Genomic DNA, 14,043 nt, shown 5'->3' with positions numbered 1-14,043 from the left:
TTGCTTATTTTTATAATTCGTGTATTGGTGAGTAAACGTACTATTTAATAAGAAAAAACTTTTTTTTTGTGCAAAATCCGAATATTATCTTGTGCAATCAAAAAAAAGTATATATAATTACCTCAAACGATAGTTTGGCAGGTGATAGTCATCTTACCGATAAACGCTAACGAAACGAAGAAATTGCTTTCTCATATGTATAATGAGGTATCGAAGGAATTGTTCGGCTTTGGTACGACGCTGCTGAAGGTTACTGTTGAGCAGAATGTGATTACATTTCAGGCCAAACATCGACGTGCCCCGCGCTCTGAAGCTTTAGAAGGGGAAGTTCCCAGCCTGAAGCAGGAGGTTGACTTCCATATGTCCCTGCTTTATAAAAAGAAACTGAAACAAAAGCTGGAAACGCAAACGAATTGGGATATCGAAGCTGTCCTGAGGGATTATGACTCAGCGACGCAGCTGGCATTCACCAATATAGTACTGAAGGAAAAAATTATTTAATCATATAAGTGGATTTCCCTTCGGATTTATCTGGAGGGGACGCCGCTAGAGAACCAAATGATAAGTTTTATCTTTGTTTACAAAGAAAAGACAATCTTGGGTAGAATTTCAATTCTATTTAAGATTGTCTTTTTTTACATGTAAATCAGTAAAAAGGAAATTTTAAACAATATGAACTTGGAGGTTTGGATGATGAAAAAAATATTGATGATGTTATCACTGCTCACATTAGTTTTAGCTGCATGTTCTTCAAAGGACAATGGAAAGGAAAAACCAGCTAAATTGGTCGTTTCCACTTGGGGATTCGCCGATGATTTCTTCCGTCCTGAAGTCTATGAGCCATTTGAAAAGAAGCATAATGTCGAGATTGTCGTTGATTCAGGAAATAATGCAGATCGATTGAACAAAGTGCGCCAAGCGAATAGCGATGTGGATGTTATCTATTTATCCGACTACTATGCACAGCAGGGAATCGATGAAGGGTTATTTGAGAAAGTTGACCATAGCAAAATTCCGAATATTGATCATATCTACGACAAAGCAAAAGCGCCGAATGGTGCTGAGTATGGACCAGCCTATACCATTGCACAATTTGGGATTGCCTATAATCCAGATGAATTGAGTAAACCGATCACCTCTTGGAAGGATCTTTGGAGCAAGGATATGGCAGGGAAGATCACGATCCCATCCATCACTTCGACAACTGGACCGATGTTTTTGGATGCCGCTTCAAAAGCTAGCGGAAGTGAAGAGTTCAATGAGGATAAAGCGTTCGATCAAATGAAAAAGATCATGCCGAATGCGGTGAAGGAATATGGGCAAACATCAGAGTTCGTCAACATGTTCTCGCAAGGGGAAATCGCTGCAGGCCCGATCATGGAAATGTATTTTGGCGATTTACAGGAAGCCGTTCCCAATGCTAAGTTCATTTCCCCTCAAGAAGGCGGCTACGCAGTGATGAATACGGTGAATATTGTTAAAGCCAGCGATCAAAAAGAATTGGCAGGCGAATTCATGAATTACATCTTAAGCAAGGAAGTTCAGGAAAAATCAGCGAAAGCGAAAGTGGATTCTCCTGTCAATACGGAAGTCAAGCTCTCTAAAACGGAAGCGAAAGGCTTAACCTATGGAGATGACGTCATTGACAGCTTGCGTGTATTGGACATGAAGTTTGTTAATGAAAACTCGAAACAATGGATCGATCGTTGGAATCGTGAGCTTACACACTAAGAAAGAAACGAGGTGTGCTTAATGAAGAAAAAAATGATTCTTGATGTGGATACTGGAATAGATGATGCAATCGGGATCATTCTTGCTGTTAAAAGCCGTCAATTCGACATATTGGCGGTCACAACGGTGAACGGGAATGTATCCCTTGATACGGCCACATTGAATACATGCAAAATATTGGATTTATTGAATGAACAGGACATTTCAGTCATAAAGGGGGCAGATAGCCCGATTATAAGGAGCCCCTTTTTTGAACACCGGATCCATGGCGAAGACGGGATTGGCGGAGCCTTGAAGGATGTGCCAGTCAAAAAGCGGCCTGATGATGGATTTGCTTCTGATTTCATCATCAATTCCATTTTGAATTTTCCTGGTGAAGTGACGCTTGTCATGACTGGACCTCTTACGAATTTGGCATTGGCGGTGAAAAAATGTCCGCAAATCACCAAGCTCGTTAAAGAAGTCATTTTCATGGGCGGAGTGATCAAAGGGGTTGGCAATGTCACGCCGACCTCTGAATATAACACGTATGTCGATCCTGAAGCAGCCAAAATCGTATTACAGGCGGGATTCGCATCCATCACGCAAGTTGGTCTTGATGTCACGAGAAAGGTTCTATTGGGTGAAGAGCATATTCAATTGATTCAAAACCATGAACTTGCTGACTATATAAGGCAAAGTACATCAGATTATCGGAAAAGGTATTTTGAACGTAACGGTATATGGGCATGTGCGATGCATGATCCATTAGCTGTAGCCATCGCATTGCAAGAAGATCTTGTCACCAGAGAAGAATATTATGTGGATGTTGAAACAAAAAGCGAGCTTTGTGACGGACAGATGGTTTGCGACTTTCAAAATAGGCTGATGAAGCAGCCGAATGCGCAAGTTTGTCTGGACGTCGATGCGGAAGCATTTTTCGACCTGTTCATTCGCATAATCAATTCATAAATAATACGAACAGGGGGTTCCGAGGTGAAGAAACGCTATCTATACCTGTTGCTGTTACCAGGCGTTCTATTTTTAACGATTTTCATGATCATTCCGATCCTAATGACGATTGGCACGACCTTTTTTCATGAAGGCGGCGGTTTTTCCGTACAAGGATATCTCGATTTTTTCCAAGACCGATACTTTATTGAAATTCTGCTGACGACACTTAGGGTGAGTCTGTTCACGACAATCATTTGCATTCTATTGGGATTTCCAGCAGCTTATTATATTTCAAAACTGAAACAACGAAAAAAAGCCATCATGCTTTTGCTGACGATCTTCCCGCTATTAACAAGCCCTGTTGTCCGCTCATTCAGCTGGATGGTGATCATCGGTAAAAACGGTGTCGTGAATAAATTGCTGATGGGCATGGGCTTGATTGAAAAGCCGCTTGATATATTGTACACGCCCACTGCCATCATCATCGGATTGGTCCATTTATTCCTGCCATTGATCATCGTGACGCTGGTGGGTGTGATGGAGAACATCGAGACGGACTTATTAAAAGCGGCGGAGAGCCTTGGAGCATCAAGATTGGCCGTATTCTCAAAAGTGATCATTCCGCTTTCGGTTCCAGGTTTGGTCATTGGCAGCATCCTTGTTTTCGTAGGAAGCTTCACGGCTTATACTACGCCTGCTTTATTAGGCGGGAAACAGCGGGTCATTTCGACCTTTCTTTATCAAAACGCGATTACATTGAATGAATGGCAAGTGGCATCGATAGTCGCTACGATAATGATTGCCGTGACCGTCCTGATCATATCGATCATGAATGGTTTGGCAAAAAAATTAAATCCAAAGGGGTAGAGGTGTATGCAGGAAAAAAATCGAGGATTGGCCCTGTTTACATTCCTGGTGTTCCTTTTTTTACTAGGGCCTTTGCTTATCATATCCGTTACGTCATTTGAAGGCGGAAATATTTTGAAGTTCCCGCCAGAAGAGTTTTCTTTCAGATGGTACGAAAATATTTTTAATGTGGACATGTTTTTGGTCGCTTTTAAAACGTCCATCCTTGTTTCACTGGGTGGCAACCTTTTGGCACTGTTACTGGGAGTGCCGGCTGCCTATGCATTAAGCCGGTTTGATTTCAAAGGGAAAAGCGTGATAAATGCCTTTTTCGTTTCTCCGATATTAATACCGGGAATTGTGCTGGGCTTTGCGTTTTTACGTTACATTGTGGGGACTTATCAGCTTCCGATATATGCGGCCCTGTTTGTGGGACATACTGTTATCATGCTGCCTTTCATCATCCGTGTGATTTCTTCAAGCTTATCAAACTTTGACTTTTCCATTGAAGAAGCGGCCGAGAGTCTCGGAGCGAGTAAATTGGGCACATTCTTTACAGTCGTCCTCCCGAATATAAAATCAGGAATTCTGGCGGCAGTCATGATCGCCTTCTTGGAATCCTTCAATAATGTAGACATTTCAGTTTATATGACAGGCCCGGGGGTAAGTACGTTTCCGATTCAGATGCTGACGTATGTGGAGAACTACTTCGATCCCACCATTTCGGCCATTTCCGTATTGCTCATGTTCATAACCGCTTTCTTCATGTTTATAGTGGAACGGCTCATGGGATTGTCTTATTTCACAAAACGATAAAGGAGGTAATGATGGGTGGCTTTATTCACTTTACAAGATATATCTGTAGCCTATAACAAACAGAATATATTAAAGGATTTCAATCTTGAGATTGAAAAAGGGAAACTGGTATCCCTTCTTGGCCCGAGCGGCTGTGGGAAAACGACGACCCTGCGTTTAATTGCCGGGTTTTTACAGGCGAATGAAGGGAAGTTTTTATTCAAGGAAAAGGACTATACGAAAGTGCCCGTCAACAAGCGGAATTTTGGCTTTGTGTTCCAAAACTATGCATTATTTCCGCATTTGTCGATATTCGATAATATTGCATTCGGTCTCCGTCTGAGAAAGAATTCAAAAAGTGAAATCGAAAAAAAAGTAATGAATGTACTCGAAATCGTTAATTTAAAAGGTTTTGAAAAACGATATCCCCAAGAGCTTTCTGGAGGGCAAAAGCAGCGGGTCGCGATTGCCAGGGCGCTGGTGATTGAGCCGGACATCCTCTTATTTGACGAGCCATTGAGTAATCTTGATGCCAACTTAAGGGTGAATATGAGAGTCGAGATTCGCCGTATCCAACAAGAGCTGGGGATTACAACGGTATATGTTTCCCATGACCAGGAAGAATGCTTTTCGATATCCGACCAGGTGGCGATCATGAATAAAGGGATCATCGAACAGCTTAGTGACCCTGCGACCATTTACAAATATCCTGAAACCAAATTTGTCGCGGACTTCATCGGCTTCAAGAACTTCATTGACTTCGATAAGCGGACAGATCATGACGGTAAAATCGAACTGAACAAATCTGGATACTCATTTGTGCTGCACAAGGATCCGCAGATGAGCAATTCAACGGGAAAAATAGGCGCCATCAGGCCGGACGATCTGTTGATCAGGGAAAAAGATAACACGGGAGCTGTTCAGGAAAATAGTTTACCTGGCCGAGTCAAGGTAAGTACGTATCTTGGAAGAAGCTATCAATATGTCGTTGAAACTCCAATAGGGGATTTCACTGTGAACAAGGAAATGGCGGAATCCTACCGGACGGGTCAGGAAATCATCCTTGAAATTCCGAGAAACCAGATGGTGCTTGTTGACTAGCTTAGGGGGGGAAGTTATGCGAATGGATATGCTTGTAAGGGATATCAACGTGTTTAACAGCTATTTTAAAAGATTCATTAAAGGGAATGCAGCCATCAAGGATGGAAAGTTCTATTATATTGGAGAACGTGAATTGGATGCCTTCGAGCCGGATCGAATCGTCGATGGACAGGGGAAGTATATGGTTCCAGGTCTGATCGATATCCATCTCCACATTGAAAGTACGATGGTGACGCCTGCGACTTTTTCCTACGGGCTAATCAAAAATGGCGTGACGACAATCGTGCCGGAACCGCATGAAATGGCCAATGTTTTCGGCATTTCCGGTGTGAAGGAAATGATCAAAGCAAGTCAAGATTGCGTAGCGGATATGTTTTATGCCATCCCGAGTTCCGTTCCTGCGACATCGATGGAAACAACAGGAGGTTCGATCGAAATAGATGATATAGACGAATTGATGCAAACCGAGGACATTATATGTCTCGGCGAGATCATGAATTACTATGAAGTCATAACCGACCCGGATTGCAAAACGAATAAGATCTTGTCCCATATCCGTTCCCGTTATCCAGATTTGATCATAGAGGGGCACGTTCCAAAGCTGCTTGACTTGGACTTGCAAAAGATTATGAATGCCGGAGTGAATTCAGATCATACACACCAGACCGTGGAAGGGATGGATGCGAGGATCGCTGCCGGCATGTTCATTGAGATTCAAGAGAAATCAATGACAGAAGAAGTGATAGATTACTTGAAGGAAAATCAGGTGGATGAACATTTCTGCTTTGTCACCGATGATGTCATGACCGACTCTTTCCAAAACAGAGGACATCTGAACGTCCTTTTAAAGAAAGCCGTCCAAATGGGGATGACTCCGGAAAAAGCCATTTATGCATGCACCTATACACCTGCACAGCGGATGCGGATGCATGACCGCGGCGCCATTGCACCTGGGAAAATAGCAGATTTCCTGCTGCTATCGGATTTGGAAACATTTGAAATTGAACAAGTATACAAAAAAGGTGAACTAGTTTATGAATCTTCACGCCCCTATGTCCAAGAAGTGAAGGAAGAACAATTTCCTGAGCATTTCTATCAAAGTGTGAAGCTTGCGGAACTTACCGAAAACGATTTTAACATCACGATCCCGGAGAGTCTTGAAAGCAGCAAGTGCCGGATCATAAACGTGCAGAACGGTTCTACTTTCACATCTGAAACCCATGATCGTATCGAAGGGAAGGATGGTCAATTAAGCTGGGAAGAAAGCCCTTATGGTTTAATCGCCACATTCGAACGATACGGGAAAAACGGTAATCGGGCGCACGGGTTGATCACCGGCGATGTATTGAAGCGTGGTGCTGTCGCCACAACCTATTCGCATGATAACCATAATCTTCTGGTGATAGGCCATAATAAGCAGGATATGATGATTGCCGCTAACGAAGTAATAAGGAAGCAAGGCGGTGTCTGCTGCGTCCACGATGGCAAGGTCCTATCGATGATTCCACTTCCGGTTGGAGGGATTCTTTCCGAAGAGCCGATGGACATCGTATCAAAGCAAGTTCAGCACCTGACAGATGCACTTAAATCGTTAGGCTACGAACATTATAATGTCATCATGTCATTAAGCACCTTATCGCTTCCTGTCAGCCCGGCTCTAAAAATAACCGACCATGGATTGATCAACGTGAACGAAGGGAAAACAGTCCCTCTCATGATGAGTGATGAAGCTTAAACCGAAAAGGGGATTATCCAATGGATAATCCCCTTTCTTAATGCATCAAATGTTAGCTGGATTTGTTTATTTTCATATAATTACCATTAGGGGAAAAATATGATAAAATAGAGGGACAACTGAGGATAGAGTGGTAGGTCACGCTTTGCTTTTCCATCTAATGATAGATTGGAAAGGAGGTGACCGCTTGATTCATTTCTTATTGAACTTGATTACAGATATGGGTAAAGAGATATTTGTTGCTGTAGCAACCAGTCTTATCCTGTCTATGTTCGCCAAGAAACGGAAAAAGAACCACTCATCCTCCCAAGATGGCAATGGTTCTTCTTCTGACGATTAATTAAGTTAGTTGTGACCAACCACTCTTGCTAGTTGTCAGCCTCATGTTAGCGCATGAGGCTGTTTTTAGTTTATGTCAATATAAGGATAACATACCCCGATTTTAAAGTAAATATTCAGACAATGAAAAGGGGAGTACCATGGGCTTGGCTGCATTTTTTTCTTAAATCTTTTAATGAAACTTTGGAAAACCGCAAAAATGAATTGACTATTTCTTACTAATATGGTATGTTAATTCCAATCTAAGAAAAGGTGTGGTGTTTTATGTCGGGAGTAGGTATCAACTAATTTAGTTGAATAAGGTATTTAATCACTGATTTGTCAGTGGATTACGTATGCCTTTTTTCACAGTGCAATTCTGCATTGTGAATACCTACCTTAAGACTGCTTCCTTTTCCATAATTCGTGTAACATGCAGGTGTTACGGCGAAAAGCATGGTGGGATTTGTCCTATCATGCTTTTTTGTGTACGCAGGTCTATTCGAGCTGCCCTATTTGTTATCGATTTCAGGCACTTATCCATGGATAAGGCCGATGCCCGCAGGAGCTTTCTACTCAAATGGCTTGTTCATTTGTAAAGGTAGGGGGACCATTGCGGGCATTTTTTGGATTCGGGAATTTTTTAATCACTCACTCATTCAAGGAGGATCATTAGATGAATACAATGACTTATGAAAAATTACAATATATCCAACTCAAGGAAATGGTTAAAAACCATTGCGTAAGCGGTTTAGGAAAAGCGTTATTGGATCGGCTTAAGCCGAGCGGCATCTTGAAGGTCGTTAAAAGTCGTTTGAACGAGACCACGGAGGCAAGGAACTTACTGAATGCGGAAAGCCATGTTCCCTTAAAGGGCATTTCACATATTGGCCTCCATATCGACAAACTGGAAAAAGGAATGATTTTGGAGCCGTCAGAGTTAGTGGCGATAGCAGACTTCTTAAGAGGCTGCAGGAATATTAAGAAATTCATGACCGATAAAGAGTTCTTTGCACCGACACTGCATTCCTACGCCCGATCCATGACTGAATTCAGGAGCATTGAAGAAGAAATCCAATTCACCATAAAGGGAAAGGCTGTCGTTTCCGAAGCAAGCAAGGACCTGAAACGGATCAGGAACCAAATCATCAAGACAGAAGGTAAAATAGAGGAACGGCTGAATAAGTTCTTGAAGAGCGGAGCCAATAAAGAGTTCATTCAGGAATTTTTCATCAGTAAAAAGGATGATCGCTACACCATCCCGATCAAAGCCTCCTATAAAAATCAAGTGGCCGGAACGATCGTGGAAGTATCCGCAAAAGGGGCTACCGTGTTCATTGAACCTGCCTCTGTTACGAAATTGAGTGTAGAATTGGCAAGCTTAAAGGCGGAGGAATCGATGGAAGAGTATCAACTTTTGGCCACATTATCCGGAACGGTTTTCGAACAGCTGAAACCGATCAAGATAAACATCGAGTTGATCAGTCAATATGACATGATCTTCGCAAAAGCCAAGTTCAGTAAAAGCATGGATGCCATCGAACCGAAAATCAATGATTACGGTTATATTAAATTAACGGGCTGTAAGCATCCACTATTGCCGCAAGACAGCGTACCTTTGGATTTTGAAATCGGTAAGGACTATCGCAGCTTGATTATCACAGGTCCTAATGCCGGGGGAAAAACTGTCGTCCTGAAAACGATCGGAATCCTTACATTGGCCGTCATGTCAGGACTGCATGTTGCCGGGAAAGAGGGGACGGAGCTTGCCGTCTTTGACCAGGTATTCGTCGATATCGGTGATAATCAAAGCATGGAAAATGCACTGAGCACGTTTTCATCGCATATGAAAAACATCTCGGAAATCATGGGGGCAATAACCAATAACTCCTTGCTGCTGTTCGATGAAATCGGGAGCGGAACGGAACCGAATGAAGGAGCCGCATTGGCGATTAGCATCCTTGAGGAATTTTATCAAAGGGGGTGCATAACCGTTGCGACGACCCATTATGGTGAAATCAAGCGCTACTCGGAAATACACAGTGATTTCATGAATGCCGCCATGCAATTCAACAGCGAAACACTTGAGCCAAAATACAAACTGTTGATCGGTCAATCCGGGGAAAGCAATGCCCTTTGGATAGCCAAAAAAATGAATGTCCGTGAAAAGGTTCTGCAAAAGGCAAAGCTCTATATCGAAAATAAAGACTACGATTTGGAGCGTGTCCAGGAAAGTAAAATCAAAAAAGCGAAGCCAGCGGCCGTTCCTAAAGAATCATCTTATGAATATGAAGTCGGCGACAAAGTGAAGGTTAGCGAACTGAATGGATACGCGATCGTTTATAAGAAAAAGGACTCCTTCAATAATGTCGTCGTACTTTTCGAAGATACCTTCAAGGAAGTTCATGCCAATAAGCTCGAGCTTGAAATAAAGGCCGTCGATTTATATCCTGAAGGCTATGATCTCGATTCTTTATTTGTCAGCTACAAAGAAAGGAAATTGAACCATGACTTAGAGCGGGGATCGAAAAAGGCGCTAAAGAACGTAGCAGCGGATATCCGGAAGAAGCTTGGTGAATAGACAGGGGGAATTTTGAACGGGAAAAACGGATGATTTATGAAATTGTAATAAAGTGGTTGTGATAACCGTGTTCCACAAAAAAAGTTAGACATTGGCAGGGTATGAGTTCTGTATGAACAGGGCTCATATTTTTTTGGCTTACATTCTCGTGTGGATATACCCTTTCTAAAAAGTAATACATAATATGAGCGTACTTTTGTTTAAAAAATGTAGGTTTAGAATTATAACAAGAAAAGATTTCGGCAGTATGATCATCGTTAGGTGAGGTAAAGAAGTTTGCGGTTTTTTGCAGCTTGAGTTACAATCAATTACAGATATTAAAAGTCTGTAATAGTTTTAATTATGAGGTGCATCAATGAAGTATTCAAAGGCAACCAATTATGCACTGCATACAATGGTGCATTTAACGATGGAACCAAAAGGTCATACGGTAAGCGTGGACCAGCTGGCGTGTTTGCAGGATTTGTCCCCGACGTACTTGTCGAAGATTTTGACGAAGCTTGTGAAGGCTGGATTAATTGAATCAGTGCCAGGGGCAAAAGGCGGCTACAGTATTTCACGCCGCGCGCAGGACATTTCGTTTCTGGATGTTATTGAAGCGGTGGAGGGTCAGTCGGTGCTTTTCAACTGTGCGTTTGACCATGAAGAAAGCGATTGTTTAATTGAGCGCGTGATGATCGAGGCGGAAGGCAACATGAAGAAAGAACTTGCTGGACGGACCATTCAGAGCATTGCGGAGCAGAGTAAGGAGATAAAAAAAGAAAAATAAATTTTTTTACACAAATTAAGGATATTAAGGGTCTCTAATAGATTTTATAAAAAAGGAGTGTTGCATGTGTTGGATTGTGTAATTATTGGCGGAGGACCTGCAGGACTGAATGCCGCATTGGTCATGGGGCGTGCTGGACGGAAAACAATTTTGTTTGATGAGGATAAACCCCGTAACCGGGTGACGCAGGAGTCGCACGGATTTATCACACAGGATGGCGTAAAGCCGTCAGAGTTCAAGAAGCGGGCAAGAACGGATGTCCAGAAATATCCGTCCGTCTCCCTTAAGAAGGAGCGGGTGGAGATTATTGAAAAAGCCAGCGGTGTGTTCCGGATTCAAACGAAAGGCGGAACGGATTACATGGCGAAAAAAGTGCTTCTCGCAACAGGTCTTCGGGATGTCTTGCCGGAGATTCCAGGCATTCAGAATGTATACGGAACGAGTGTTTTTGGCTGTCCATTTTGTGACGGCTGGGAAATGCGGAGCCAAGCATTGGCGGTGATTGCGGAAAATGAACGGGCTTTTCATATGGGAAAACTGCTGTCAAACTGGAGCGGTGATGTAATGGTGTTTACAAATGGATATCAGTTGCTTGTTGAGGAGAAGGATATCTTGGCTAGGCAGCACGTGACAGTCGTGGAAGAAAAGATTGAAGGTCTTGAATCGAAAGGAGGGCAGCTGACATCAATCCTTTTGCAAAACGGACGTGAAATCCAAAGGGAGGCAGGGATTGTGGTGACAGACTTGGTGCAGTCCGCTCCTTTTGCGGAACAGCTCGGCTGCGAAATCACTCCGAACGGCGGAATTAAAGTGGATTCATTTGGACGAACAACGGTTGAAGGGGTATATGCATGCGGAGATACATCACTCAGCACGCCTTCTCAGATAGTTATTGCGGCGGCGGAGGGCAATAAAGCGGCGGCAGGAGTCATCATGGATATAGTTGAAGCTGCCTTTCTTTTGGAGGCATAAAATCCTTTTTTAAAAGAAAGAGACCATTTGTAAAGGAGAATGAAGTATGACGGAAATCTGGGAATCAAGTTTTATAGAAAATCAAATGATGTGGGGACTTGAACCTTCAGACTCTGCAATCTTGACAAAGGATTTTTTCCTTGAAAAGAAAGTTAAGGATCTATTGATTCCTGGTATTGGTTATGGCAGAAATGCCAAGATTTTTACGGACAACGAAATACATGTAACAGGTATCGAAATTTCAAAAACAGCGATTGAATTGGCAAGGCAAAATGGGCTTGATCTTAATATTTTTCATGGTTCAGTAACCGATATGCCTTTTGATAACAAACTTTATGATGGTATATTTTGTTATGCCCTTATTCACTTATTGAATAATCGTGAGAGAGATAAGTTTATTAAAGATTGCTATAATCAGTTAAAGCCAAACGGATATATGATTTTCACCACTATTTCAAAGGAAGCCCCAATGTTTGGAAAGGGCAAACAACTGGGTAAAGACTATTTCGAGATAATGGAAGGGATAAAAATGTTTTTTTATGATTCCGACTCGATTAAACAAGAATTTGGGAATTATGGACTGATAGAGTTTTCAGAAATTATTGAGCCACATAAGAATATGGAAAATAAACCTCCATTTAAATTTATAATGGTAAAATGTCAAAAGGACTAGAATGACTTTATAAAAAGAGCATGTTTTGATCAATCATTTTTTCAACACATGCTCTTTTCTATTTGCTCTAAGTCCGCCGACAAAGTGAAGGCTGAGCTTGAATATAGGGCCAACGATTAAGCTTGGTGAATAGTACGATCATCAAAATGCAAAAAAGCCTCTTTAAAAGGCTTCAGTTATTAGATCTAAATAAAAAAGATGATTGGAATGGAAGGTACGAGACTCCTGCGGGAAGAGCGAGTCCAAGGGAGACCCCACAGGCGCAAGTGCGCCGAGGGCGGACCGCCCGCGGAAAGCGAGTGCCCTACGTTCCAATCAACGTCCAAATTTGTGCAAGCAAAAAAACTGTAGTCAAACTCGATTTTCATCGAGTTTGACTACAGTCTAAAGCCTCTCTAAATGAGAGGCTTTTTTGCGTTGTATTGCCAAAAGTCCACTTTATTGAATTCTTTTCCTTCTTTCATTATACAGATTGATCAATTCTGCATTTTGCTCATTCATCTTTTTCACATTCTTATTAATCGTTGCCAATTCCCAAAGTACAGCCAATCCAAAGATTAGCATAAGCGTTAGTAAATCCATTGTTGCCCTCCTATTGATGTTGTGTACCTTTAATTAAGTGTTTCTTCTCACTTGAATTCATTTTCTCAACCCGGAAAGGCAAGTTTTTTCTTTGAAAATAATTGTTTTGAATCAAAGCATATATCACTAAAAAAGTTCCGAGTAATTCGTAGGATGATAGTGATCCCCCTTGGCTGAAAACGATGGCTAACGTGGTGATTGGAACTAAATTGATAAATAGGATTCCATTGATCGGCGTTAAAAGTTTAATGCCTAAATTCCAGCTTAAAAGGGCTATGGCACCAGGGAAAATAATCATGAAAATCATCTCGCCATAAATGGATTGCATAACCTCTGCCGTAGGGACGGACAGGCCCATCGCCGTTGCGAGGAAGGTTATGATGGCTGATACGGCTGTTCCTAAAATGCATGTTAAAGTCGAATAGCGGAGTGTTGACCATCCGTTAAATTGGTTGCCGCCCATCGTATAAATAACCCACCCTATAACCCCGATAAGAATGAAAACGATAGGGATGATGCTATCTTTCAATAAAAATACGAATGATAAGCTTCCATTGGTAATGACAAGAATGGCCCCTATCAAGGCAAGGAACATGCTGGCGATGGTATACTTCATGGGTCTGGCACTTTTGAAAACCCACAAAATTAAAATTGAAATCATGGGCATTAATGATTCCATGATGGAAGCAACAATCACCCCGTTATGCCCCAGTAAATCTTGACCTGCGAAAATGAGAAAATTGTAGACAGTGAAAGCCATCGTCCCAAAAAACAATAATTTCTTTCCTTGCCCTTCCAGGCTAAAAGACTTCTTACCCTCTTTCATTAAAAGCAATATCCCTAAAATGACGCTAACAGCTAAATATCGCAAAAAAGCGAAATAAAAAGGATCAATATACATTAAAGCCCTTTCTGCAACTGGAAACATCGCTCCCCAAGAAATGCTGGCAGTCAAACATAAAAGTGCACCGATTAAAACTTGATTTTTTTTCATAAAAGCTTCCCCT

General features: G+C 41.9%; 14 protein-coding genes. 12 read left to right on the top strand and 2 right to left on the bottom strand.

Going from position 1 to position 14,043, the window contains the following annotated elements; translation table 11 throughout:
* Positions 1–150 precede the first annotated feature (150 nt).
* The 12 genes from AC0VX1_RS21500 (at position 151) to AC0VX1_RS21445 (ending at position 12,454) form a co-directional block, all read left to right on the top strand.
* Positions 151–501, top strand: coding sequence for a DUF2294 domain-containing protein (locus AC0VX1_RS21500; protein ID WP_095679093.1), 351 nt, complete (start codon positions 151–153; stop codon positions 499–501).
* 192 nt (positions 502–693) lie between these two features.
* Positions 694–1,731 carry an ABC transporter substrate-binding protein gene (locus AC0VX1_RS21495; RefSeq protein ID WP_475468874.1) on the top strand — a complete coding sequence of 346 codons (1,038 nt, stop codon included), beginning with the start codon at positions 694–696 and terminating at the stop codon, positions 1,729–1,731.
* Between the two features lie 21 nt (positions 1,732–1,752).
* Positions 1,753–2,682 carry a nucleoside hydrolase gene (locus tag AC0VX1_RS21490; protein WP_098863931.1) on the top strand — a complete coding sequence of 310 codons (930 nt, stop codon included), beginning with the start codon at positions 1,753–1,755 and terminating at the stop codon, positions 2,680–2,682.
* 24 nt (positions 2,683–2,706) lie between these two features.
* A complete protein-coding gene (locus AC0VX1_RS21485) occupies positions 2,707–3,531 on the top strand; it encodes an ABC transporter permease (protein ID WP_096340021.1) in 825 nt (274 codons plus the stop codon).
* 6 nt (positions 3,532–3,537) lie between these two features.
* Positions 3,538–4,326, top strand: a complete 789-nt coding sequence (locus tag AC0VX1_RS21480) for an ABC transporter permease (RefSeq protein WP_048687496.1) — start codon at positions 3,538–3,540, stop codon at positions 4,324–4,326.
* A gap of 15 nt (positions 4,327–4,341) precedes the next feature.
* Positions 4,342–5,406 (top strand): ABC transporter ATP-binding protein, encoded by a 1,065-nt coding sequence (locus AC0VX1_RS21475; RefSeq protein WP_048687495.1) that lies wholly within the window; start codon positions 4,342–4,344, stop codon positions 5,404–5,406.
* 16 nt (positions 5,407–5,422) lie between these two features.
* Entirely contained in the window at positions 5,423–7,141 is a 1,719-nt protein-coding gene (locus AC0VX1_RS21470) for an adenine deaminase (protein WP_475468870.1), read from the top strand.
* Positions 7,142–7,328: 187 nt separating this feature from the next.
* Positions 7,329–7,481, top strand: a complete 153-nt coding sequence (locus AC0VX1_RS21465; RefSeq protein WP_153246156.1) for a hypothetical protein — start codon at positions 7,329–7,331, stop codon at positions 7,479–7,481.
* Positions 7,482–8,135: 654 nt separating this feature from the next.
* Positions 8,136–10,040, top strand: coding sequence for an endonuclease MutS2 (locus AC0VX1_RS21460; protein ID WP_475468867.1), 1,905 nt, complete (start codon positions 8,136–8,138; stop codon positions 10,038–10,040).
* Positions 10,041–10,395: 355 nt separating this feature from the next.
* Positions 10,396–10,809, top strand: a complete 414-nt coding sequence (locus AC0VX1_RS21455; protein ID WP_096340025.1) for an RrF2 family transcriptional regulator — start codon at positions 10,396–10,398, stop codon at positions 10,807–10,809.
* Between the two features lie 66 nt (positions 10,810–10,875).
* On the top strand, positions 10,876–11,781 hold the full coding sequence (locus AC0VX1_RS21450) for an NAD(P)/FAD-dependent oxidoreductase (RefSeq protein WP_475468864.1): 906 nt from the start codon (positions 10,876–10,878) through the stop codon (positions 11,779–11,781).
* Positions 11,782–11,827: 46 nt separating this feature from the next.
* Positions 11,828–12,454 carry a class I SAM-dependent methyltransferase gene (locus AC0VX1_RS21445; RefSeq protein WP_475468862.1) on the top strand — a complete coding sequence of 209 codons (627 nt, stop codon included), beginning with the start codon at positions 11,828–11,830 and terminating at the stop codon, positions 12,452–12,454.
* Between the two features lie 438 nt (positions 12,455–12,892).
* Here the strand turns inward: AC0VX1_RS21445 and AC0VX1_RS21440 are convergent, their stop codons facing one another.
* Both AC0VX1_RS21440 and AC0VX1_RS21435 read right to left on the bottom strand, forming a co-directional pair.
* The gene (locus tag AC0VX1_RS21440) at positions 12,893–13,036 is read right to left on the bottom strand and encodes a YrzO family protein (protein ID WP_133350491.1); all 144 of its coding nucleotides are present in this window, start codon (positions 13,034–13,036) and stop codon (positions 12,893–12,895) included.
* A gap of 10 nt (positions 13,037–13,046) precedes the next feature.
* The gene (locus AC0VX1_RS21435) at positions 13,047–14,030 is read right to left on the bottom strand and encodes a DMT family transporter (protein WP_475468860.1); all 984 of its coding nucleotides are present in this window, start codon (positions 14,028–14,030) and stop codon (positions 13,047–13,049) included.
* Between the last annotated feature and the right edge of the window lie 13 nt (positions 14,031–14,043).

Source organism: Peribacillus sp. QJM3NY_7, assembly GCF_056173225.1.
This window is presented reverse-complemented; position numbering and strand designations above follow the sequence as displayed.